The sequence below is a fragment of the Adhaeribacter swui genome (assembly GCF_014217805.1).
In the GTDB taxonomy this organism is placed as follows: Bacteria; Bacteroidota; Bacteroidia; order Cytophagales; family Hymenobacteraceae; genus Adhaeribacter; species Adhaeribacter swui.
The window spans coordinates 4,733,506-4,758,406 of sequence record NZ_CP055156.1; the positions used below are offsets into that span (position 1 = coordinate 4,733,506).

Here is a 24,901-nt window from a genome sequence, read left to right on the forward strand (position 1 = left end):
TGGGAATCAGGTTCTATATGGAATAGTTCATATAAAAAACTAATCAGTGTTTTCTAGCTCACAAACAACATATGGACTAGTCTCGGAAAAAAACGGAGTAAAATTCTTTTAAAGTAAAATCAATATAAAGTTTTGCGAGAGGAAGAGACTATAAAGCTTGCGTAAGCAGATGGCGAAAATCGTGAAATTTTAAAAATTTACTGTTGTTACAACAAGTATTTTATGTAAGCAAAAAAGAGCTTTTTTACAAAAGGTGCAGGTAAATTCAGGAAAGGTGGCAACGAAAAAGTACCGGAAAATAAATAACTCTTAAACTTCTTTTAACCAGGCGGCTGCAGTTTCCAAATCTTCAAATACCAGAATCGTCATGTTGGGCAGCTCGTGGCTTAAGGATTGCTGCAAAGATTTCTGACTCTCCGGACAAGGAGATTGCACCCAGGCCATATAAAAATACCCCAAACGCATAAAGCGGGGAAGCCAGGAGCGGATTACCCAGGAAATACCTTTATCCCAACTACCTGCCACATTCCGGTTGTCGTTTATAATTTTAAAAACAGGGTATTTGGCTAAAGTCCGGAGAATATCTTCACATCCGGCCATGCTTGATTCATGGCTGGGGGTACCTATCCAATTAACGTAAAGCCATTCGTTTTCAGAATTATAATTAATTTCTATATAATCTTTTTTAATCACAGAGAGAGAAGGTTCTGCCATTGCCGGTAACGTGAGTTAAGAAATATAAAGCAGATGACTGGTAATTCAAAGGTAAAAACCTAAAAATTAGTATTCCGAAAAGGAATTCGGCAAAATAATCCGCATTTCTTCTTTGTTCCGCAAAATATACTTTTACTTCTTCGCTTGGTAGTTAAAAAAAGCGTAAGTAGATAAACTTATAAGAAGAAAACCGGATATTGTAAATTATGGCAAAAAGAGACATCGTAGTTATTGGGGCTTCGGCGGGTGGTTTCGAGGCAATCCGGCAATTAATGGCGGCGCTACCGGCCGATTTAGAAGCCGCTATTTTTATCGTTTGGCACATGTCGCCGGATGTAACAGGCGTATTACCACAAGTAATTAACCGGCAGAAAACCTTAATGGCTACCAACGCCCTAGATAACGAACCCATTGTAATGAACCGCGTTTACGTGGCCCCGCCCGACCGGCATTTAATGCTCGACAAAGGCGTGGTACGGGTAATCCGCGGCCCTAAAGAAAACCGGTTCCGGCCGGCGGTAGACCCTTTGTTCCGGTCGGCGGCTTATATGTACGGTTCCCGGGTAATTGGCATTGTGCTGTCGGGAGCCCTCGACGATGGCACTTCCGGGTTATGGACTATTAAACACCGCGGCGGCCTGGCCATTGTGCAGCAACCCGAAGAAGCCGAAGTACCTTCGATGCCCCAAAGCGCCTTAGAGGCAGTACAAATAGATTATTGTTTACCAGTGCAGGAAATAGCATCTTTGTTAGTAAAATTAACTTCCGAAATCGCTCCGAAAGAAAAGCAAGTACCCATGGAAGAGCAAAACAAAATTAAAACCGAAGTACGGATTGCGCTGCAGGATAAAGCCCTGGAACAAGGGGTGCAGGATTTAGGCCAGCTTACACCTTATGCGTGTCCGGAGTGCCACGGGGTTTTGTCGGCCATTAAAGAAGGGAACATTATCCGCTACCGTTGCCACACGGGGCACGCCTATTCTGCGGATAGTTTGTTAACTTCTATTACCGAAAACATTGAAGATAGCTTATGGGGAACCATCCGGGGAATAGAAGAAAGCGTTATTTTACTCAATAACCTGGGCGACCATTACGCTGAAAAAAACCAGCCCAAACTAGCGGCTATGTATTTTAAAAAAGCCAAAGAAGCTGGTGACCGGGCTAACATCGTGCGACAAGCAGTTTTAAACCACGAACAACTAACCAACGAAAGCATAAGCCGGCAAGCTGCCGAAGAAGACGATAATGCTTAATCAGAATTTTAGTAAATCCCTGCTTGCAGCGTTTATTCTTGCTAATAAACGACTTTAAACCAGTTTTTTACGGACTTATAATTTTACCACTTTTTTAAAAGCCTTGAAGCCCGATGATGTTGGTAAAAAGCAGTTTTTTAAAATTTTGACTTTGGTGGCGGGTTCACAATAGATAAAAGAGAAAATTTAAAAATTTAAAATAGTAAAGCGGTTAGGGAATAATGGATAAGGAAAGGAACGAAATGGAGTCCAGTAAAGCTTCTGAGTTTATAACGGAGAAGCCGCAAGGATTCCTAATAACGGGCATTGGGGCCTCCGCGGGCGGTATTCAGGCGCTGCAGGAATTTTTCCAGCATGTACCCGCCGGTTCCGGAGTAGCCTACGTGGTTATCCTGCACCTTTCGCCGGATCACGACAGCAAGTTAGCCCAGGTTATTCAATCGGTAACTACCATTCCGGTAACGCAGGTAAAAGAAAAAACCAAGATTCAACCGGATCATATTTTCGTGGTGCCGCCCAATCAGCATTTAATTCTGGAAGATGGCTTTATTGCCCCTTCGGTTAATTTGTTTGTGGAAGAACGGCGGGCCCCGGTAGATATTTTTTTCCGGTCCTTAGCCGATACCCATGGCCCACGGGCTATTTCGGTGGTTTTATCGGGTACCGGGGCCAATGGTTCTATGGGCTTAAAACGGGTAAAAGAACGAGGCGGCGCCGTTTACGTGCAAAATCCCCGCGAAGCCGAGTTTAACGAAATGCCCCGCAACGCCATTGCCACCGAGTTGGTAGATGAAGTGTTGCCCGTAGCCGAAATTCCGGCCCGGATCATGGCCTATCGCGAGAGCATTGGCACCGTCGAAATTGTAGCGGAATCGGCCACGCGCCCAGAGCAGCAACAACAAGCCTTGCGCGAAATTTTTACGCAATTGCGCGTGCGTACCGGCCACGATTTCTCGAACTACAAGCGCCCCACCTTGCTGCGCCGCATCGAGCGCCGCATAAACATTCATAACCTTCCCGATTTGCCCAGCTACGCTGCTTTTGTGCACCAACACCTGGACGAAGCCAATGCCTTACTCAAAGACCTATTAATTTCGGTAACCAACTTTTTCCGGGATAAAAAATCGTTTGAGGCGCTGGAACGGGAAATTTTACCGGCAATTTTAAAAAACCGGTCGGCCAAAGATGAAATAAGAGTGTGGGTGGCGGGTTGCGCCACCGGCGAAGAAGCCTACACCCTGGCAATGTTACTAGCCGAACGCACTCAGAGTGTAATTGATGCGCCAAAAGTACAAATATTTGGTACCGACATCGACGAAGCCGCTTTGGCCGTGGCCCGCGAAGGCCTGTACACGCTCAACGATGCCGCCGATGTTTCCCCGGACCGCTTGCGGCAGTTTTTTAATAAAGAAGGCGATAATTACCGCATCAAGCGCGAAATCCGGGAAATGGTTTTATTCGCCAATCATAATTTTTTAAAAGACCCGCCTTTTTCGCGCCTCGATTTGGTAACCTGCCGCAATGTGCTTATTTACCTGAACGAAACTGCGAAGGAGCGGGTGATGGAAACGTTTCACTTTGCTTTGCGGCCGGGCGGGGTGTTATTTCTGGGCTCTTCCGAATCGGTAGAAGGGGCCAGTGATTTGTACGCCATTATTAGCCGGGAACACCATATTTACCAGAAACGGGAAGTAAGCATGCGCAATTTTCCGGTACCCGAATCAGTGCCTAATTTTCAGTTACGCGAACAGCCCCTGGGTAAATTAAACGATCCGGATAACCGGTCGGTAAACCGCATATCCTTCGGGGAGTTGCACCAGAAAATGCTGGAGCAATACGCGCCCCCCTCTTTAGTGGTAAACGAGGATTATGAAATTATGCACCTGTCGGAGAAGGTGGGCAGTTATTTAGAGTTTTCGGGCGGCGAACCCACCAAGAATTTACTAAAATTAATCAAACCCGAATTACGGTTGGAGCTGCGCTCCGCTTTGTACCAGGCAGTGCAGCGGCAAACGCCCATCGAAGCCCGCAACATACCCTTTAGTAACAATGGCGAGCGCCAGTTTATTAATTTGCTGGTAAGGCCAGTAACCAAAGAAGGCGAAAGCGTAAAAGGTTTTATCCTGATTATTTTTGAACCCAGCCAACACACTCCCTCCGACGAAAGTATCATTATTTCGGCCGATGAGCCGGTTGCCCGCCACCTGGAAGAAGAGCTGATTCAGGTGAAAGCGCAGTTAAGAAGTGCTGCCGAGCAGTACGAATACCAGGCCGAAGAATTAAAGGCTTCGAACGAGGAGTTGCAGGCCATGAACGAAGAATTGCGTTCGGCGGCCGAAGAACTGGAAACCAGCAAAGAAGAACTGCAATCTATAAACGAGGAGCTGCGCACGGTTAATCAGGAATTAAAAGTAAAAATTGAGGAAACCTCCGTTACCAGCAATAATCTGCAAAACCTGATTAACTCGGCCGATGTAGCCACCATTTTCCTGGACCGGGCCTTTTGCATCCGGCTATACACCCCGGCGGCCCGGCAAATTTTTAATTTAATACCTTCGGATTACGGCCGGCCACTCTCAGATATTACCCACCGCCTGGAGTACGGCAATTTACTAACGGATACCGAAACCGTGCTGGATAAATTAACGGTATTGGAACGGGAAGTAACTACCACCGACCACCGCACTTTTATGATGCGGGTATTGCCCTACCGCACCACCGAAGACCGCATAAACGGGGTAGTAATTACTTTTTATGATATTACCCAGCGGCAACACGCCGAAAAAGCCTTACAGCAATCCGAAGAACGCCTGCGCCTGTTAATTGAAAGTGCCAAAGATTACGCCATTTATACCCTGGATGCCGACCGGAAAGTAATTAGTTGGAGCAGCGGAGCGCAGTTAATTTTTGGTTACACCGAAGCCGAAATTTTAGGCCAATCGGGGGATATTGTTTTTGTACCCGAAGACCGCGAAAACAAAGCTCCCGAAAAGGAAGCGGAGAAGGCCCAAAAAGAAGGCCGCGCCGAAAACGAGCGGTGGCACCTGCGCAAAAATAACTCCCGCTTTTGGGGTTCCGGATTAACGCATCCGCTGCGCGACGACCAGGGAAATACCATTGGTTTCGTAAAAATTATGCGCGATTTAACGGAGCAGCGGCAAATGGAAGAAGCTTTGCGGCAAGCCGAAGAAAAATACCGGACCCAACTGGAGCAAGAGGTAGAAGCCCGCACCGCCGAATTAAGCGAAAGTAAAGACTTGCTCCAGGCCACCATGGATGCCACCTTAAACATGATCCAGGTGTTTGAGGCCGTCCGTAATGCGGAAGGAGAAATAATTGACTTCCGGTATGTACTGCTTAACAACGAAGCGGAACGCTATATGCCCGATGCATTAGGCAAAAGCTTGTTGCAAATACAGCCCGGGGTGGTAGAAGAAGGAATTTTTGCCGCCTTTAAAGAAGTAACCGAAACCGGTATACCGCAGCAGTACGAAAAACACTATGTGCACGAGCAATTTAATGGCTGGTTTCATCAATCGGCCGTGAAGCTGGGCGACGGTGTGGCCACTACCACCGCCGATATTACCCAACGCAAAATAGCCGAGCAAGAAATTATTCGGCTGAAAGATGAATTAGCCCGGAAAGCAACCGATAAATACCAGGCACTTTTTAATTCAATTGACGAGGGATTCACTATCATTGAACTGTTATATGATGAAGAAGGCAAACTGGTAGACTTCATCTATCAGGAAACTAATCCTGCTTTACCCATGCATGTAGGTATGGATGTGCAGGGGAAGCGGAGATCAGAACTTTTCCTGGATAAGAAAGATTTTCTTCTCGAAAAATATGAGCACCTAGCCAAGACAGGTGAACCGCTGCATTTTGAATATAGCATTGACGGTTTAGGTGGTCAGTGGTTCCAGGTAACTGCTGCAAGAATTGGTGGTGAAGGAAGTAAGAATCTGGGTGTTCTTTTTAGAAACATTACCGAACGCAAACAACGGGAGCAACAGCAATCTTACCTGATAAAATTGGGCGATGCCCTGCGCCCACTGTCGGGTGCACTGGAAATACAAGACGCGGCGATGCGCGTGCTCGGCGAACAGTTGCAGGTAGACCGGGTGCTGTATGCCGAAGTGGACGATGACGGGGAGACATATAGTATTTCAGCCAATTACGTGCGCGGAGCGTATCCCAAACTCCTTGGTCGTTTTCCGACCAGCAATTTCGGCGCAGCGAGCAAGGGGTTACGCTCGGGCGAAGCGTTCGCCATCGAGAACATGACTTCGGAGGAGCGGTTGAGCGAAAAGGAACGGGCAGCGTTTATCGCCCACGATGTATACGCGAGCATTGGCGTCCCGCTCATCAAAGCGGGTCGCTGGGTCGCCAATTTAGGTATTCAGCACGGACAAGCGCGCCAGTGGACAGCGGAAGACATTGCGCTCGTCAAGGAAACAGCCGAACGTACCTGGGCGGCAGTCGAAAGGGCAAAAGCAGAAAATGCATTACGGAAAAGCGAAGAGAAATACCGTACGTTATTTGAAACCATTGAAGAAGGCTTTTGCATCATGGAAATGGTACGGGATGAGCAGGGCGATGTGGTAGATGTTATTTTCAGGGAAGTAAACAAGGCTTTCGAACGTCACACGGGTCTTGCCAATGTCGTCGGAAAAAGATCAACCGAGCTCATTCCAAACCAAGACCCAAACCGCTTTAAAGATTACCAACAGCTTAGCGAAACAGGTGAAACAACACTGTCGGAAATATATATCCATGACGTCAACCGGTGGTTGCGTCTTTATCGCTTTCGTATGGGAGAGCCCGGCAGCAATCTTCTTGCAGCTGTGTTTGAAGATATCACTGAACGCAAACAGCGGGAGCAACACCAGCAATTTCTACTTAATCTCAGCGATAAATTACGCGATGCCAATAGTCTTAAAGATGTTCAGACTACGGTAACAGATTCGCTGCGCAAACATTACGATGCAGGTTGGTGCTATTATGTGGAATGGGATGAAGAAAAAAACTCCAGTTTTGTGCAGTATGATTCTAAAAGGGATGATCTTTTGTCTCTTGCGGGTACACATGATGTTTCAGACATTCCGGAGTTTTTGGATCTTTTAAAATCCGGGCACATCTTAAATGTAAGCGACTACGAAAATTACGAATTATTAAGTCCAACCATCCGTGAACGATATACAGCCGCGGGGTTCCGATCTATGCTGGTAGCATCGCTGGTTAGGCAAGGCAGCTTGATCTCGTCATTGATCATTGGCGATACAAAAATTCGTAATTGGTCAACTTATGATGAAGCCTTATTAGCTGAAGTGGCTGAACGCACCTGGGCAGCAATAGAGAGAGCAAAAGCCGAAGATGCTTTGCGCCGCGCTGACGAACGGTATCGCACCATGACAGATAATGCGCCGGTTCTGATTTGGGAAACCGACGAAAGCGGCGGGACGTTTGCCAACCGATATTATACAGATTTCTTTGGCGTTTCTTTAGAAGAAATCCTCGCAATGGGCTGGACGAAATTTCTGCACCCGGAAGATGCCGAAGGGTATTTCGCGGCCTACCAAAAAGCGTTCGAGGAGCGCGAGCCGTATTCTTACGAATGTCGTTTTCTCCGCGCTGATGGCGAATACCGTTGGCTGCTCAACACGGGACATCCGCTCGGCGAAAACCGCTTCGTTGGATTTTCAGTCGACATTACGGAACGCAATCGCGCTGAACAAGCCTTGCGTAATAGCGAAGAACGTTTGCAACTTGCCGTTGATACAGCAAGAACGGTCGTGTGGGAATGGGATGTGGCAGAAAACAGGATTGAAACCACACCAAACTTTTCGGAGGTTTATGGTCTTTCGGTCATCGAGTTTACACAGCAGGGTTTTGCACTTCTACATCCCGATGACCAAGAAGCACATTTGCAAAAAGTTCAAAAAGCATCTAAGGAAGGCGGAGGTTATTACTCCATGTTCCGGATCGTTCGTCCGGATACTAAAGAAACTATCTGGTTTGAGGAAAGAGCTGATTCACTCACTGGTGAAGATGGGCAAGTAATAAAGCTGGTGGGTGCTTCTATTGATATTACCGATATTAAAAAAGCAGAAAAAGCATTACAAAAAAGCGAAGAAAAATACCGAACGCTTTTCAATTCGATGGATGAAGGCTACTGCATTATCCAAATGTTGTACAATGAAGAAAACGAACCCTACAATTGGATATTTTTAGAAGTAAACCCAGCCTTCGAGAAAAACAATGGTTTAAGCAATGCTACCGGTAAAACCATTTTGGAATTAACGCCCAATATTGAGCCAAAATGGTTTGAAATTTACGGCCGCGTAGCCACCACCGGCCAACCTAACCGTTTTGAAGAAGATTCCCCGGCCTTAAACCGCTGGTTTAGTTTGTACGCCTTCCGGGTAGGAATACCTGAAGAACGTAAAGTTGCCGTACTTTTTAACGATATCACCCAGCGCAAAAATGCCGAAGCAGCCTTAATAAAATCGGAAGAACAATTCCGGCGGGCCATTCAGGATGCACCAATCCCAATTATAATGCACGCCGAAGACGGGAAAGTGCTGCAAATTAGCCGTACCTGGACGGAACTGACCGGTTACCAACCGGAAGAAGTACCCACCTTCGACCATTGGCTTACCCATGCCTACGGCGAAGGCGCGAATATGGTGCGCCAGCACATGCAGCAATTGTTTAAAAACGATAAAGAAAGCTTAAATATTGATTTTCCGATAAAAACGCGCGTCAAAGGCCTCCGGTACTGGAGTTTCAGCGCATCCTCACCGGGCCGGTTAGCCGATGGGCGTCGTTTTATTGTAGGCATGGCCCTGGATATTACCGAACGCATAGCCTCCGAAGAAAAGCTTCAGGATTTTAATAAAATGCTGGAGAAACAAGTAACTGACCGCACGCAAGCTTTACGCGAAAGCCGCGACATGCTGCAATCTGTTTTTGATACTACCTTATTAAGCTTGTCTATTCTGAAAGCCGTACGGGATGAAAATGGTGAGATTATAGATTTTGAAATTCGGCTAATCAACAAAGAACTGGAACGGGAAACCGGCCGTACGGATTTGGTTGGTAAATTATATTCCGTAGAATACCCCGGTATTAAACAAGCGGGTTTATTTGACCTGATGCTTCGCGTAGTAGAAACCGGGGAACCCGGCCAGGTAGAATATTATTACCCGCACGAAAATTTTAATAAATGGTACGCGGCCATGTTCGTAAAAATGGATGATGGCCTGGTGGCCAGCAACCTAGATATTACCGAACGCAAGCTGGCCGAGGCCGAACTAAGCCGCAACTTTACTATTTTAAAACAAGCGGAAGAAGTAGCTGGTATAGGCAGTTGGGAGTACGACTATAATACGCACAACTTCTACTGGTCCGAAGGCATGTACCATTTGTTTGGCCTGCCGGTGGGTAGTAAAAAAAGCCTGGATACTTACCTAGAGTACGTTATTGAGGAGGACCGGCATATTGCGGAAAAGTTGGTAAATTCTATAAAGCAGGAACCACAGCCTTTAGAGGAAATTATCCGGGTTCGGGTAAATGGTCAGCTTGTTTCTTTAAAAATTAAAGCTATTGTATTGCACGACGACTTAAACCGGCCATACAAAATGCTGGGCGTAGATCTGGATGTTTCGGTGATAAAACATTTGGAACAGGAAAATCTGGAAATGAGGTTAGAACAGCAAAAAGCCCTTTTGTTGGCTATCCTGGATGCGCAACAAGAAGAAAGAAGAAGAATATCGGAATCGTTGCACAACGGGGTAGGGCAACTGTTGTACGCTACTAAATTAAATCTGAACCAGTTAGCCGACCAGATACCAAAAGAGGTATTATCGCCGACTGCCAAACTTTTAACCGAAGCCATTCAGGAAACCCGCCGGGTATCGCATGAGTTGGTACCTATGGTATTGCAGGATTTTGGTTTAACCCGCGCCCTGCAGGAATTATGCCGCTCCTACGAACAAAGCTCCATTGAGGTAAACTGCGATGTAGATCTGGAGGGGCGTTTAGAATCGTACCTGGAGCTCGCCATTTACCGCATCGCTCAGGAACTATTAACCAACGTGGCTAAGCATGCCCAAGCCACCCGGGCAGATTTATTGTTAGAGCAAGAAGAAGGAAACATTATGTTAAAGGTTCGGGATAACGGCAAAGGCATTAATCTGAAAAACGGCAAACCCAAAGGAATTGGTTTACGCACCATTGGCGACCGGGTAAATCTGCTAAATGGCACCTTTACAGTTTCCACCCCTGCTAGCGGGAAAGGTACTTTAGTGGTAATTCAACTTCCTAACGCAGGTTAACTCCTCTACATTAGAAAATTTTTAAAAATTGGCATTTAAGTAAGTATACCAAATAGTTAGAAGTAGTTGCTGAACCGGACTTTGCTGTTTTTCTTTGGAGCCTTTGCAAGGCTCCAGAGAAAAGCCCTCTATCAAACAGAATAAATAAGTATTTGTACTGATACCTAAGCGGCTTAAAATCAACACTTAATTTTTAAGCCAAATGTAAAACTTGTTTCTATATTTGCCGGCATAATCCTAAATAATTGCATTATACTAATAAAGGCTTATTATTAATTTGAGTAGTAAATGCTAAAAAGATACGTTCAGTTAAAATTATTTATTTTTAAAAAAATCCATTATTAGGTTACTTAACAACTTTGTTTAGGCACTTTTTTCGTTAATCAAAAAAAAAACAGAGTAGTTCCTGAACCAAGTTATTTTAAGCCGAACTAAAATAAATTTGCATGCAGCGGGAAGCAGTTAGTCAATCATCCTTACATCATCAGTTAGAGGAAACAAAAAAACGGTTAGAAGAAAGAAACCAACAACTGGAGCTAATCAATCAGATTGGCATTATGTTAACTTCGGAACTGGAGCTGGATAAACTCGTTCAGAAAGTTACCGATATTGCTACCCAAATAAGCAAAGCCCAGTTCGGCGCTTTATTTTACAAAAAAGTAAACGAACAAGGAGAGGAGCACACGCTTTACACGCTTTCGGGGGCTGATAAAAAAGATTTTACCGGCATGCATACGCTCCGGGATACCCCGTTGCTGGCACCCACCTTTAACGGCGAAGGTATTATCCGCTCCGATGACATCACCCAGGATCCCCGCTACGGTCAAAACAAACCACACAACGGCATGCCCAAGGGGCATTTACCCCTGAAAAGTTATCTGGCGGTGCCGGTAATATCAAAAAACGGAACCGTATTGGGCGGTTTATTTTTCGGCCATAGGTTACCGGGCATATTTACCCAGTACGAAGAAGATCTGGTACAAGGGATAGCCGCGCAGGCGGCCATTGCCATGGATAATGCACGGTTGTTTCAGTCTAATTTAGAAGCCGAGCAGCGCACCAAATTGGTATTAGAATCTATTCCGCTGCTGGCCTGGACGGCTTTACCCAATGGGTTAATCAATTATTTTAATAAAAGGTGGTATGAATACAGTGGACTGCCCCAGGAACCAATAAGTGGTCAGGAATGGCAAAGCATTGTACATCCGGATGATTTAATCAGTACGGGTACTATCTGGCAGCAATCCATGGCTACCGGCGAAACTTTTGAACTCGATATGCGGTTGCGCCGGGCTTCCGATAATAGTTACCGGTGGCATTTAACCCGCGCTACGGTTGTAAAGGATCCGGCTGGTAAAATATTAATGTGGGTAGGTACATGTACCGACGTAGACGAGGTAAAGCAAGCGCAGCAAAGTTTGCTCAAGAAAAATGAAGAGTTGGTACGGATTAACCAGGACCTCGATAATTTTGTTTATACCGCCTCGCACGACCTGAAAACCCCGGTTATTCATATTCAACAATTAATTGAAGTTTTGCACGAGGGCGCCCAATTTCAAACAGAAGATGCCGAATTATTGCAAGAGCTACTGAATAAATCTTTAAAGCAATTACAGCATACGATTCAGGATTTGTCTGAAATCGTGAAAGTGCAAAAAGACCAGGAAACCACCATTGAAAACTTAGAAATAGCCCCGCTCATCGAGGAGGTAAAGATTAGTCTGCAAGTGGCTCTTTTCGAAACCGGGGGCAGCATAATAACGCACCTGGATCAAGCGCCGGTATTGGCATTTAATCGGGTAAACTTAAAAAGCATTCTGTATAATCTGATCAGCAACGGATTAAAGTACCGCTCCCCTAAACGAACTCCGGAGATTACGGTTACCAGCAGTCTGGTGCCCGGTTTTTTAAAAATTTCCGTTTCTGACAACGGGCTCGGGATTGATTTGGCCCAGCGGGGACATAAATTATTTCAGATGTTTTCCCGGTTTCACGATCATGTACCCGGTTCCGGAATAGGTTTATACATTGTTAATCGGATCATTAAAAACAATGGAGGCTACATTGAGGTAGATAGCCAACTCGATGTGGGTACCACGTTTAACTTATACTTTAAACGGAATGCGTAACCTGCAGTCTTTCTGAAGGATTATAACCCGTAAACTTACCGGCCTGTTACGTATGGCGGTAGGATTTTTAAAAAGAAAGCCATTTTACAATAGCCGGGCCCCAGTAGTAAATAGTGAAATAGTAAGTACCAATTACTAAAAACCCAGCAGCCCCTAACAAGATAAAGCATGTAAGTAATTTTAAGCCAGCCGGTGCTTTATAACGCCGCGCCCGGATAAAAGCCTCTACTACTACCAGGTTAGGTAAATAGAAAAAGAAGAACATTACCTGGTCAAAAAGGCCGGTAAACTGACGGGTATGGCCCAGCCCATCGGTTAAGAGCAACCAGAAACCATAATCCATGCGGTATAACCACGACCCAATAGCTAAAGCATACAAGCGTAAAGCCCAGGCCCGGTGTTTTTCGAAGCTTTTGGTTACAGCATGCCGGTAGGTTGCCAGTGCCGCTACAAACATCAGCACCCCATACAGGCCAAAGCCCAGGTCCATTATAAAGCCCCCAATGGTACCTTTCAGCAAAATAAATATTAAACCCCCCACGGCCGCCAGAATAGAAGCGCTTACGTATATCAGGCCAATCCACCGGTGCCAAACCGGAAAACGAACCCGTACTTTATCTATTAACTGTATACTGCCCAATACCAGAATAATTCCGCCCGCCGCAAAATGCAAACCAATCCCCGAGGTAGTAGCCACCGAATTTTTCTCGTACAAACCCGGCAAAACTTCGTTCCACCGGTTTGTATTGCCCTCGTAAAGCGCAGCCGCGTAAAAAGCCAGAATGTATAAGCCAAACAAGGCAGCACTTAGCCAAACGGTAGCCACCAATAACCGGGCAGACCAGCGTAGCGCTACCGCACTAAAGTTATGAAAGAGCGTGTAGTTGGTGGTAGCCGGCGGTAGCTTCTGGGTGGCTTGGTTCATAGTTGCTTATTATACAATGATTTAGCAACTTTAAAATACACAATTTTCTTTATACCACAAAGAGAATGACCTCAGTAGAGCAATACCGTAAAATAAAATAGGAAAAAGAACGACGTAGTATAAATACAAACGGGTAATTAAACCAACGTACCGGTTATTTTAACCTTGGCAATGTTCCGGCTGGTATATGTTTTCTGGATTATTACCACATACCAAGAATGTAGCCGTAGTTGTCCAAATTAAAGCGTAATGCATTTTTAAAATTTTAAATTTTTAAAAATGCATTTAAAAGGGGGAATTGTAAACAGCTAATCTCTGAATATCCTTATTGTTAAGCTTTGTAGTTTTGCAATCCTATTGCATCTATTTTATTGTTATCTTTGCACTTCATGAAATGGGTGGCAATACTATTTAGCTTTTACCTGTTGGTGCTATCCTGCATACCTTGCGCGGATGCTGCACCACAGGATCATGCTGCTCAAACCATTATTTCGGCAGTACACAATAAAGGAGGATCTCCCTCTTCCGATGTGGATCTATGTTCTCCCTTGTGTCTTTGTAGGTGCTGTACCGGAGCTACTTTGGTTTACCCGGCTAGTAAGGTCGAGTTTACGCCCGTTCTAGTAACTATTCCGGTTCCCGTTTACCAATCGGTTAGCATTCCCCATCCTGTTTTTTCGATCTGGCAACCGCCGCAACTTTAATCATTTTAGGCTTATCTGCTTGGTAAAGTTCCGCAAGGAAGCTTTAGACCATGCCTTGTATTTTATGTTCAGCCTCGCCGCTGTATAAAGGGATTGGTTTACCCTAGCAGCATAATTTCTGTTTTTTGATTTTTAAAAGTTTCGATTATGCTCGATCGCATTATTCATTTTTCTATTCATAATAAGTTAATTATCGGCCTGTTTACCATGGCCTTGATTATTTGGGGTAGTTATTCGGTAACCCAGTTGACGGTGGATGCCGTGCCGGATATTACCAATAACCAGGTACAAATTATTACGGTAAGTCCTTCCCTGGCAGCGCAGGAAGTAGAAAGACTTATTTCATTTCCGGTAGAAGTGACCATGTCCACCATTCCGGATATGGAAGAAATCCGTTCATTTTCCCGATTTGGTTTGTCGGTGGTAACCATTGTTTTTAAAGACCAGGTAGATATTTACTGGGCCCGGCAGCAGGTTTCCGAACGTTTAAAGGAAGCGGAAAACCAAATTCCGGCGGGGGTAGGTTCGCCCGAATTAGCTCCTCTTTCCACCGGCTTAGGAGAAATTTATCAATATGTACTTCACACCAAGGAAGGTTATAAAAACAAATTTACGGATACGGACTTACGCACCATTCAGGATTGGATGGTGCGCCGGCAGCTCTTAGGAACGCCTGGCGTAGCGGATGTAAGTAGCTTTGGCGGCCATGTGAAGCAATACGAAATAGCCATTGATCCGGAAAGGCTTCGTAGTACGAATATCAACATCAGTGATATTTTTACCGCCTTGGAGAAAAACAACCAAAATACGGGCGGAGCTTACATTGACCGAAAGCCAAATGCTTATTTCATCCGGAGCGAAGGTTTAGCCGGTAGTCTCGAAGACATTCAAAAGATAGTAGTTAAGTCCAATGAAAACGGGGTGCCCGTGCTCATTCGCGATGTGGCCACCGTTCAATTTGGCAGCGCGGTTCGTTACGGTGCCATGACCCGGAATACCGAAGGGGAAGTAGTAGGAGGCTTAGTATTGATGTTGAAGGGAGCGAATGCCTCCCGGGTAATTAAAGCGGTTAAACAAAAGGTAGCTACCATTGAAAAGACCTTACCGGAAGGCGTAGTCATTGAACCATTTCTGGACCGGTCAAAACTGGTTAATAATGCCATTAGTACGGTAACCCGCAATCTGGCAGAAGGAGCCCTTATTGTTATTTTTGTACTGGTATTATTGCTGGGTAATTGGCGAGCCGGATTAATTGTGGCCTCGGTTATTCCTTTGGCCATGCTCTTTGCTATTTCCTTAATGAATCTGTTTGGCGTATCCGGTAATCTCATGAGCCTGGGCGCCATTGATTTTGGCTTAATTGTAGATGGCGCGGTGATTATTGTGGAAGCTACCCTGCATCACTTAGGCCTTCGAAAAGTTTTGCGGCCTTTAACCCAGGAAGAAATGGACCAGGAAGTTTACGAATCGGCTTCCAAAATCCGGAGTTCGGCAGCTTTTGGCGAAATCATTATTTTAATAGTTTACTTACCTATTTTGGCCTTGGTGGGCGTGGAAGGAAAAATGTTCCGGCCCATGGCGCAAACGGTAGCTTTTGCCATTCTAGGGGCCTTTATTCTTTCCTTGACCTATGTGCCGATGGTTTCTGCTTTGTTTTTAAGCAAGAAATTGGACCCTAAGCAAACTATTGCGGACCGCATTATGGGTTTCTTTCACCGATTATACGAGCCACTGATAGCTTTTTCTCTGAGACGTAAAGCGGTGGTTTTAATTAGTGCATTTATTCTTTTAGTGGGAAGCTTATTTCTGTTTTTACGGATGGGAGGGGAGTTTATTCCTTCGTTAGATGAGGGGGATTATGCCGTAGAAACCCGGGTAATGAGTGGCAGTTCTATTTCCCAAACGATTGAAGCCGCTACACAAGCTTCCGAAATAATTCTTAAAAATTTCCCGAACGAAGTAAAACAAGTTGTAGCAAAAATTGGTTCAGCCGAGATTCCAACAGATCCTATGCCCTTAGAAGCATGTGATTTAATGATTATTTTAAAAAATAAAGATAACTGGAAAAAAGCGGCTAATTCTGAAGAATTAGCTACTGAAATGGCAAAAGCATTGGAAGCCATACCAGGAGTTACTTTTGGGTTCCAACAGCCCATTCAGATGCGGTTTAATGAGTTGATGAGCGGGGCACGGCAGGATGTGGTAACAAAAATTTACGGGGAAGATTTAGAGGTACTTAGTGCGCAAGCCGCAAAATTGGGAAAAATTGTATCTACGGTAACAGGAGCCGAAGATTTATACGTGGAGCAAATTACCGGCTTACCTCAAATTGTGATTACCTTCGACCGGGATAAAATTTCTCAGTTTGGCCTTAACATCGAAGACGTAAACCAAACTATCCAAACGGGTTTTGCCGGACAAGCCGCAGGAGTAGTTTACGAAGGAGAAAAACGCTTTGAAGTAGTCGTGCGGTTAGCCTCTGCCAATCGCCAAAGCCTGGAGGATGTGCGCGGATTGTATGTTACTACGCCGCACGGGGACCAGGTACCACTGGAGCAAGTTGCCCAAATCAACTTTCAAACCGGACCCAGCCAGATCCAGCGCGATGCTGCCAAGCGCCGGATTACCATTGGTTTTAACGTTCGCGGTAGGGATGTAGAAAGCATTGTGGCGGAACTGCAAGAGAAAGTAAACAGTCAGCTAAAACTACCGCCCGGTTATTACGTTACCTACGGCGGACAGTTTGAAAATCTACAAAAAGCCAAAGAACGCCTATCCATTGCCGTACCCATAGCTTTATTTTTAATCTTTTTGTTACTGTTTTTCACGTTCCGTTCGGTAGCGCAAAGCTTGCTAATTTTTACAGCTATTCCTTTATCGGCTATTGGGGGTATATTAGCTTTATGGCTGCGCGGCATGCCTTTTAGTATTTCGGCCGGAGTAGGTTTTATTGCCCTATTTGGCGTAGCGGTATTAAACGGTATCGTGCTGATTAGCTATTTTAACCAACTTAAGGCCGAAGGTATTACTAATATCACCGAACGGGTTTTAAAAGGAGTGGAAGTCCGCCTACGGCCGGTGATTATGACGGCTCTGGTAGCTTCCTTAGGTTTCTTACCCATGGCTTTGTCTAATACCGCGGGAGCCGAAGTACAAAAGCCCTTGGCTACCGTGGTAATTGGGGGGCTGGTATCAGCCACTTTACTAACGTTAGTGGTTTTGCCCATCCTGTATATTTTATTAGAGCGTTTCCTGGAGAGCAGAATGTCTAGTGGTCAGCCTAATGCTTCTCGCCTGGGTACGGCATCTTTCATTCTTTTACTGTTAGGTACGGGCATCTTTTTGCCTATTCACACCAAAGGTCAGGCAACAGAACCCGGATTAACCTTATCACAAACTATAGACCTGGCATTAACCCAAAACAAAAGCATCCAGGCGGCTAATATTCAAATTTCAATGCATAAAAGCTTGCGTGGGGCCGCCGTAGATATTAGCAAAACGAACATCGAAGCAGTATACGGCCAGCTAAATTCCGTCAATCAGGATAATAATTTTACGATTACGCAATCATTTGCTTTTCCATCGGTTTACGCTAACCAGGTGCGCTTAGCCAAAGCCAATATCCGGGGTAGTGAGCTCAATTTATCGGTTCGGCAGCGGGAACTGGTACGGGAAGTTAAAAGTGCTTACTACAGCTTGGTCTATCAGCAAGCCAGATTGCGACTCTTGCAATACCAGGATAGCTTGTATACCAATTTCTTACGGGCTAGTTCCATTCGCTTACGTACCGGTGAAACTAATTTACTGGAGCAAGCTACCGCCCAGGCAGAGCAGGTAGAAGTAAAAAATGCGATGGAGCAAACTCAGGCAGATCAGGAATTGTCTCGCACCCAATTACAGCATTTACTACACAACCAGGTACCCCTTACTATTGCTACTACGGTGTTTACGCGGCTACACGTAGCGGTGCCGGATACCAGCATACTGTTTGGTCAACCCCAAGTGGCGCTGTTCCAGCAGCAAAAGGAAGTAGCTCGCATCCAAACAAAGTTAGAAAGAGCCCGGTTACTGCCGGAATTTAACCTGGGCTATTTTAATCAATCCCTGATCGGACCGCAAAATGTAAATGGGGTGGAACAAATCTTTACCAGCGGCGACCGGTTTACCGGTATTCAGGTAGGAATCTCTTTTCCCTTATGGTTTCGGGCTGGTGCAGCTCGTATCCAAGCGGCCCAATACCAGGAAAAACTAGCGGAAGCTACTTATCAGTTTCAGCAGGCCCAGCTCGCCACACAACTAAAATTAGCGATTCAGCGCCTCGGCAAACAAGAAGCAAACCTGGACTATTACGAAAAAACAGGGTTGCCGCTGGCAGAGTTATTAATTAAACACGCGGAAAAAGGTTTTCAGAATGGCGTGATCGATTATCAGGAATACGTGCAAAGTATCCGTCGGGCCTTAGCCATTAAAGCGAATCATTTAGAAGCCTTACAAAAATATAACGAAGAAGTCGTGGAACTAGAATTTATCTCGGGCCAGTAATTTTAATGTATCATATCGCAAGAAAATGAAATTTAGTTTATATATAGTTATTAGCAGCCTTTTTCTGTTAAGCGCCTGCGCGCAGGAAAATACGGGAGCAGAAAAAGAAAAATCCGAGGTGGTGGAAACAACCAAAAAAGGAGACACGCACGAAGAAAGCCAAACTTTGGTTGAACTTACCCCGGAGCAATTTATCATTGGGAAAGTAGAGCTTGGAAAAATAACCCCTAAAAACTTAAGCAATGTTATAGCGGTAAACGGTCTCCTGGATGTGCCGCCCCAAAATTTAGTATCGGTGAGTGTTCCTTTGGGTGGGTTTGTGCAAAGTACAGATTTACTGCAAGGTATGCGCATTAAAAAAGGGCGGCTAGTAGCCATTATTGAAAACCCGGAATTTGTAACGATACAGCAGGACTACCTGGAAAGTACCAGTCAGTTGGAGTATTTAACGCTGGAGTACGAACGGCAAAAAGAATTAGCCTCCGAAAAAGTAGGTCCGGTTAAAAACTTGCAACAAGTAACGGCGCAATATAAAGCCATGCAAAGCCGGGTAAACGGGTTAAAACAACAATTAGCGCATTTGGGTATTTCGGCCAGTCAGCTCCAACCTGGCAATATTACCCGGACCTTACCCATTCATTCCCCGATCAACGGCTACGTTACGGAGGTAAATACCAACCGCGGCAGCTACGTAACGCCCACGGATGTTCTTTTTAAAATTGTTGATACCGAGCACTTACACGTGGAATTAACCGTGTTTGAAAAAGATATTACCAAGCTGAAAGTTGGTCAGAAAGTGCGGTTTTACCTTCCTAATGAATCGGGAAAAGAACGCACCGCAACCGTACACCTGATTGGCCGGGAGATTAGTACCGAGCGCACTGTTCGCGTGCACGCGCACTTAGATAAAGAAGAGCCGCAGTTCATACCCGGCATGTACGTAAAGGCTTTTATTGAACTAAATAAGAACACGGTGCCTGCCTTGCCACAGGAAGCCCTGGTGCAATCGGAAGGAAAGGATTACATCTTTGTTTATAAAGGCGAACGCCAGGAAGCCGGAAATAAAATGCGCAATTTTGAGATGGTAGAAGTACGAAAAGGGGTAACGGAAAGCGGCTTTACGGAAATAGTAGAGCCCGCTACTATTAAAGCCCCAATTGCGGTAAAAGGAGCTTATTCCTTACTGGCTAAAATGAAAAATACCGAAGAAGAAGGCGAAGAACACGGCCACTAATTTTTATAGCTATGTTACCAGAATTAGATAAAACGTTGTTGCAAAAAGGAATCCGGCCAACAGCCATGCGCTTATTAGTGCTGGATTATTTGCTTCAGCAAACCGTAGCCGTTTCTTTAAGTAATTTAGAATCATATTTTCTACGTTCCGACCGGATTACAATGTACCGGACCTTAAAAACTTTTGAGGAAAAAGGCTTGGTGCATCACATTGATGACGGTAGCGGCTCGGTGAAGTATGCCTTATGTCCGGAGGATTGTTCTACCCAGGAGCATCACGACTTACACGTGCATTTTGTTTGTAATCAATGCCGGGAAACCTTTTGCTTACCTAAATCTCATATTCCGGAAATTGCCTTACCTAGCCAGTTTAAAACCGAAGAAATTAACCTGGTAGTAAAAGGTACGTGCGGTAGTTGTAGTGGTAAATAATGCAATGCAGTTGCAGACCACCCCGTGCTACTTTTGTTCTGTTAAAAAAGTAAAACGATGTGGTTTAATTGGAAAATGCCCCGTACGCTTCGGCCTTATTACGAACAGGAATTAAAGGAATATCAGCAAAATGAGCAAAAGCAGCAACTGGTAAAGGCCTGGTACCATTTGGAACGAGCTCATATTTTAGGGCAGCCTTACCCAGTAGAACATACCGTTGTACACGGCAAGATGCTGGCTTTTGGCATTAAATCCCGTAATACCAAAGAAGTAGTAGGGCAGTTACCCCGGCTGCTGGTGGGCGGGATAAAATCCTGGGCGGGTACCATACCCGTCGGGAATACCGGTGGGGCGAATGTAGCGGCCTGGAAACCGATGCCCATTCCGGACGACTTGCAGGAGATTATTCGGCAAGCAAATTCTAAAGTTAGATCGATACAATGAAAACAAACGAAGATAGTAACCCGAGTGCTCCCTTAAAGCCCATGGAGATTACTTCTCCCCGTACCGCGGAGCAACCAGGTCCGACGAAAACGGATGCGAAAGGCTGTTGTGACGTAACACCAGATGCAGATACGGTTGAACACGAAGAACACGAAGAAACTTCTTACTTACCCACGATCATCAGCCTGGTTCTATTACTAGCCGGTATTGCTTTCGATTATTTTAAAGGGAGCTGGTTTACGGATTATACCCGGTTAGCTTTCTATAGCTTTGCCTATATCCTTGTAGGGGGTAAAGTATTACTGCACGCAGCTAAAAACATGGCAAAAGGCAGTATTTTTAATGAATTTCTGCTGATGGGTATGGCTACGCTTGGCGCTTTTTACATTGGCGAATATGCGGAAGGCGTAGCAGTAATGTTATTTTACGTAATTGGCGAGCACTTCCAGGAAGCAGCCGTGGCGCGATCCCGCAAATCAATTAAGGCTTTAATTGATAACCGGCCGGAAATCGTGAACCTGGTACAACCAGGGCATATAAGCCCCGTTAATCCGCAACAGGTTACAGTAGGAGATACCATTCAGGTTAAACCTGGCGAGAAAGTAGCTTTAGATGGAATACTGCTCACCGAACGGTCTTCTTTTAATACCGCCGCCCTGACCGGGGAATCTAAACCGGATACTAAAACCAAGGGGGAAAAAGTATTAGCGGGCATGATTAATCTGGACCAGGTAATTCAGTTGGAAGTAACTTCCACTTACGAAAACAGTGCCCTTTCTAAGATCTTGCAATTAGTAGAACAAGCGAGTAGCCGCAAAGCAAAAACGCAGCAATTTATTACTCGTTTCGCAAGTATTTACACGCCGGTAGTCGTGTTTTTAGCTATTGCCCTCACGCTGTTACCTTACTTTTTTGTCGCGGAATACGTGTTTAATGATTGGCTTTACCGGGCTTTAATTTTCTTGGTGATTTCGTGCCCCTGCGCACTGGTAATTTCTATTCCTTTGGGGTACTTTGGTGGTATTGGGGCCGCTTCTAAAAACGGAATTCTTTTTAAAGGATCTAATTACCTGGACTTAATGACCAAGGTAGATACCGTGGTAATGGATAAAACGGGCACCTTAACCGAAGGTGTTTTTCAGGTGCAGGAAGTGCAAGTAAATGGTTTAGATAAAGCAGAGTTTTTATCCTTAACCGCCGCCCTGGAAAGCAAATCGACGCACCCTATGGCCTTAGCCGTAGTCGCATATGCGGGCGAAAGCTACCAGCAGAGGCAGGTAACCCACGTGGAAGAAATATCCGGACATGGTTTAAAAGGCACGGTAGATGACAAAATGCTGTTAGTCGGAAATGGTAAACTTTTAAAAAAATTTAAAGTTGCTTATCCTGTTAAAATTGATTCTATTTTAGAAAGCATTGTTTTGGTAGCTATTAATAATCAATACGCCGGTTACATTACCATTGCCGATAAAATTAAAGCTGATGCCCAAGCAGCAATAGCGAAGCTGCACCAGTTAGGCATTAAAACGATTGTAATGCTATCGGGTGATAAGGATAGCATCGTGCAAAAAGTGGCAGCTTTCTTGCAAATAGATCAGGCTTTTGGCGGCTTGTTGCCGGAAGATAAAGTAAACCAAGTAGAAGCTTTAAAGAAACAGGGTAAAACTGTAGCGTTTGTGGGTGATGGTATCAACGATGCTCCGGTTATTGCCTTAGCCGATGTAGGATTGGCGATGGGTGGTTTAGGATCGGATGCAGCTATTGAAACAGCCGATGTCGTGATCCAAAACGATCAACCATCTAAAATTGCGACGGCTATTAACCTAGGGAAGAAAACCAATCAAATTGTTTGGCAAAATATCGGTTTAGCTTTTGGCGTAAAAGCTATTGTATTGGGGTTAGGTGCCTTTGGAGTGGCATCCATGTGGGAAGCAGTTTTTGCCGATGTAGGAGTTGCCTTTCTAGCTATTCTCAACGCCATTCGCATTCAGCGGATGAAGTTTTAAGCAAGGTAAAGGCGGCCAGTAATGGTAGCCTTTGGTTTTATATTTTCTGATTATAACTCTAGTATTGCGGATTTCTCTTTCCATTGTGCTTCTTCTTAGATATATCAATGCTAATTAGAGAAAATGCTTGGCCCGAAAATATATTTATCCATAGCCTACTAAAACGACCAATTTCGTAGGGTGTGTTGTTAGCGGCAGCTACATAGACGAAGGCTAAATAACAGAAGTTCGTGATAAGTACTCATTTAACATTTTTACTATCGCGCGGATTTACTTCCGTGACTTGTATTTAGGTAAGTGTCAGGTTTTTCTTTCCATTAGATTCTGCAGGATGACGTACAAAAGGCTAAATGGCCTATCTCGAACTCACGTAAAACAAGTATCGTATCCTGAATTTTAAAAATTTAAAAATTTCCCAATACTGGTAACAAAATTCATTCGGGTGGTATCTTGTTATATTATTCTTTTCTTATATTTCAGAAAAGTTAATCTACTATTTACTACCAGAGGTTACTATTTGCTAACTTCTGCTTATACTTAACGTGCCGAAGTACTCCTTACCCAAAGCACCGCTTAAAAAACACCCAAGAACCGAATGGCCAAAAAGAATACCGCTACTACTACCAAACCCAAAGCCGATATAGATTTTGAAAACGAGTTATGGAATGCCGCTAACGAATTGCGCGGTGCTGTAGCTGAAAACCAGTATAAAGATTACGTGCTTTCGTTGCTGTTCCTGAAGCATTTGTCGGAGCGCTACGAAATCCGGAAGCAGGAAATCCAATTATCTTTCCAGGACCCCGAAAGCGATTATTATAACATAGACGCCAGAGAGCAAAGCTACGTGCTGGACGATGAACTGGAATACCAGGTTAAAAACGTGTACCGCTTGCCCCGGGAAGCTACCTGGACCTACCTGCGCGTAAACGCCGAACAAGACGATATAAAAGTAAAGGTTGATAAAGCCTTTGTAGCCATAAACGACATTCTGAGTGTTCGTAACCCCGATTACACCGGCGTGCTGGAACCCATTTTTGTAAAAAGCCAGTTATCGCCTACCCAGGTGGCGGGCCTGATTAATTTATTTTCACAGGAAAAGTTCTCGGAGGTAAATAATCCCGAAAGCGATATTTACGGCCGGGTGTACGAATATTACATTGGCAAATTCGCCATGGCCGAAGGCTCCAGTGCCGGGCAGTTTTTTACGCCGGGCTCGGTGGTGCGCCTGCTCGTAGAAATGATAGAACCCCTGCGCGGCCGCATCCTGGATTTGGCCTGCGGTAGCGGCGGCATGTTTGTGCAAAGCTTAAAATTTGGGCTGGCCCACGGCGGCAACAAAAACGATATTTCTATTTACGGCCAGGAACGCTACGAAGGCACCCTGCGCCTCTGCAATATGAACTTGCTTTTGCGCAACCTCTCCTTTGAGGTAAAGCTCGGCGACTCGCTCCTGAACGATAGGTTCCCCGACCTGAAGGCCGATTACGCCCTCATGAACCCGCCGTTTAATATTTCGAACTGGCATCCTGAACTGTTGCCCGAAAACGACCCGCGCTTGTTTGGGGCCAAAGACCTGTTTACCACCCCCGGCAACGCCAACTACATGTGGTTCCTGACCATCTGGCACCATTTAAGTTCGCGCGGCACGGGTGGGGTGGTAATGGCCAACGGTGCCATGACCTCCGGGAGGGCTGGCGAAAAAAACGTGCGCGAATACATGCTCCGCCACCAAATGGTAGATTGCATTGTACAAATGCCCGATAAATTATTCCTGACCACCGGCATACCCGCCTGCTTGTTTATCTTAAGTAAAAACCGCGACGGCCGCGACGGCGAACACCGCCAGCGCCAGCAGGAAGTTTTGTTTATTGATGCCCGCAAACTGGGCCAGTTGGCCAGCCGCCGCCTGCGCGTATTCCACGACGAAGATATTGCCAAAGTATAGCCGATACCTACCACCAGTGGCGTAACCTGAACGGCAACTATACCGATATTGATGGATTCTGCAAAGCCGCTACCCTCCCGGAAATAGAAGCCAATAATTTTGTGCTTTCGCCGGGCCGTTACGTGGGTTCCGAAGCCAAAGAAACCAATGGCGTTCCTTTGAGGGTTCAATCAAATGTTATTTTTAATGCTGCAGCATAGTTTTTAATTATTTTCCTAATATAAATCTAAAATTA

At 45.2% G+C, this 24,901-nt stretch carries 13 protein-coding genes; 11 read left to right on the forward strand and 2 right to left on the reverse strand.

The features are described from left to right. Positions 1-309: 309 nt before the first annotated feature. Entirely contained in the window at positions 310-714 is a 405-nt protein-coding gene (locus HUW51_RS19650) for a hypothetical protein (protein WP_185271329.1), read from the reverse strand. A 206-nt stretch (positions 715-920) separates the two neighbouring features. On the opposite strand from HUW51_RS19650, the gene HUW51_RS19655 reads away from it, so the two are divergent. The 3 genes from HUW51_RS19655 (at position 921) to HUW51_RS19665 (ending at position 12,435) form a co-directional block, all read left to right on the forward strand. Further along, entirely contained in the window at positions 921-1,967 is a 1,047-nt protein-coding gene (locus HUW51_RS19655) for a chemotaxis protein CheB (protein WP_185271330.1), read from the forward strand. Between the two features lie 221 nt (positions 1,968-2,188). Beyond that, positions 2,189-10,306, forward strand: a complete 8,118-nt coding sequence (locus tag HUW51_RS19660) for a PAS domain S-box protein (RefSeq protein ID WP_185271331.1) — start codon at positions 2,189-2,191, stop codon at positions 10,304-10,306. Positions 10,307-10,752: 446 nt separating this feature from the next. After that, positions 10,753-12,435 (forward strand): ATP-binding protein, encoded by a 1,683-nt coding sequence (locus tag HUW51_RS19665; protein WP_185271332.1) that lies wholly within the window; start codon positions 10,753-10,755, stop codon positions 12,433-12,435. A 67-nt stretch (positions 12,436-12,502) separates the two neighbouring features. Here the strand turns inward: HUW51_RS19665 and HUW51_RS19670 are convergent, their stop codons facing one another. Continuing rightward, the gene (locus HUW51_RS19670) at positions 12,503-13,360 is read right to left on the reverse strand and encodes a DUF2306 domain-containing protein (protein WP_185271333.1); all 858 of its coding nucleotides are present in this window, start codon (positions 13,358-13,360) and stop codon (positions 12,503-12,505) included. A 389-nt stretch (positions 13,361-13,749) separates the two neighbouring features. Here HUW51_RS19670 and HUW51_RS24950 point away from each other — a divergent pair, with 389 nt between their 5' ends. From HUW51_RS24950 to HUW51_RS24800, 8 genes are all read left to right on the forward strand, one after another. After that, positions 13,750-14,064 (forward strand): DUF6660 family protein, encoded by a 315-nt coding sequence (locus HUW51_RS24950; protein ID WP_394353941.1) that lies wholly within the window; start codon positions 13,750-13,752, stop codon positions 14,062-14,064. A gap of 147 nt (positions 14,065-14,211) precedes the next feature. After that, positions 14,212-18,606 (forward strand): CusA/CzcA family heavy metal efflux RND transporter, encoded by a 4,395-nt coding sequence (locus HUW51_RS19675; RefSeq protein ID WP_185271334.1) that lies wholly within the window; start codon positions 14,212-14,214, stop codon positions 18,604-18,606. 25 nt (positions 18,607-18,631) lie between these two features. Then, a complete protein-coding gene (locus HUW51_RS19680; RefSeq protein ID WP_185271335.1) occupies positions 18,632-19,840 on the forward strand; it encodes an efflux RND transporter periplasmic adaptor subunit in 1,209 nt (402 codons plus the stop codon). Between the two features lie 11 nt (positions 19,841-19,851). Further along, on the forward strand, positions 19,852-20,271 hold the full coding sequence (locus HUW51_RS19685) for a Fur family transcriptional regulator (protein WP_185271336.1): 420 nt from the start codon (positions 19,852-19,854) through the stop codon (positions 20,269-20,271). Positions 20,272-20,328: 57 nt separating this feature from the next. Beyond that, positions 20,329-20,715 carry a DUF3703 domain-containing protein gene (locus HUW51_RS19690; protein ID WP_185271337.1) on the forward strand — a complete coding sequence of 129 codons (387 nt, stop codon included), beginning with the start codon at positions 20,329-20,331 and terminating at the stop codon, positions 20,713-20,715. Continuing rightward, entirely contained in the window at positions 20,712-22,721 is a 2,010-nt protein-coding gene (locus tag HUW51_RS19695; protein ID WP_228466764.1) for a heavy metal translocating P-type ATPase, read from the forward strand. The genes HUW51_RS19690 and HUW51_RS19695 overlap by 4 nt, the downstream gene beginning before the upstream one ends. Positions 22,722-23,316: 595 nt before the next feature. Beyond that, complete coding sequence (locus HUW51_RS19700; RefSeq protein WP_262891296.1) at positions 23,317-24,666, forward strand: type I restriction-modification system subunit M; 1,350 nt, start codon at positions 23,317-23,319, stop codon at positions 24,664-24,666. A 47-nt stretch (positions 24,667-24,713) separates the two neighbouring features. Beyond that, positions 24,714-24,866 (forward strand): SAM-dependent methyltransferase, encoded by a 153-nt coding sequence (locus HUW51_RS24800; RefSeq protein WP_262891339.1) that lies wholly within the window; start codon positions 24,714-24,716, stop codon positions 24,864-24,866. Positions 24,867-24,901: the final 35 nt, after the last annotated feature.

What these genes read in the sequence shown, in the direction of transcription:
- HUW51_RS19650 (WP_185271329.1), bottom strand. Translation starts at nt 714, where the DNA reads ATGGCAGAACCTTCTCTCTCTGTGATTAAAAAAGATTATATAGAAATT.
- HUW51_RS19655 (WP_185271330.1), top strand. Translation starts at nt 921, where the DNA reads ATGGCAAAAAGAGACATCGTAGTTATTGGGGCTTCGGCGGGTGGTTTC.
- HUW51_RS19660 (WP_185271331.1), top strand. Translation starts at nt 2,189, where the DNA reads ATGGATAAGGAAAGGAACGAAATGGAGTCCAGTAAAGCTTCTGAGTTT.
- HUW51_RS19665 (WP_185271332.1), top strand. Translation starts at nt 10,753, where the DNA reads ATGCAGCGGGAAGCAGTTAGTCAATCATCCTTACATCATCAGTTAGAG.
- HUW51_RS19670 (WP_185271333.1), bottom strand. Translation starts at nt 13,360, where the DNA reads ATGAACCAAGCCACCCAGAAGCTACCGCCGGCTACCACCAACTACACG.
- HUW51_RS24950 (WP_394353941.1), top strand. Translation starts at nt 13,750, where the DNA reads ATGAAATGGGTGGCAATACTATTTAGCTTTTACCTGTTGGTGCTATCC.
- HUW51_RS19675 (WP_185271334.1), top strand. Translation starts at nt 14,212, where the DNA reads ATGCTCGATCGCATTATTCATTTTTCTATTCATAATAAGTTAATTATC.
- HUW51_RS19680 (WP_185271335.1), top strand. Translation starts at nt 18,632, where the DNA reads ATGAAATTTAGTTTATATATAGTTATTAGCAGCCTTTTTCTGTTAAGC.
- HUW51_RS19685 (WP_185271336.1), top strand. Translation starts at nt 19,852, where the DNA reads ATGTTACCAGAATTAGATAAAACGTTGTTGCAAAAAGGAATCCGGCCA.
- HUW51_RS19690 (WP_185271337.1), top strand. Translation starts at nt 20,329, where the DNA reads ATGTGGTTTAATTGGAAAATGCCCCGTACGCTTCGGCCTTATTACGAA.
- HUW51_RS19695 (WP_228466764.1), top strand. Translation starts at nt 20,712, where the DNA reads ATGAAAACAAACGAAGATAGTAACCCGAGTGCTCCCTTAAAGCCCATG.
- HUW51_RS19700 (WP_262891296.1), top strand. Translation starts at nt 23,317, where the DNA reads ATGGCCAAAAAGAATACCGCTACTACTACCAAACCCAAAGCCGATATA.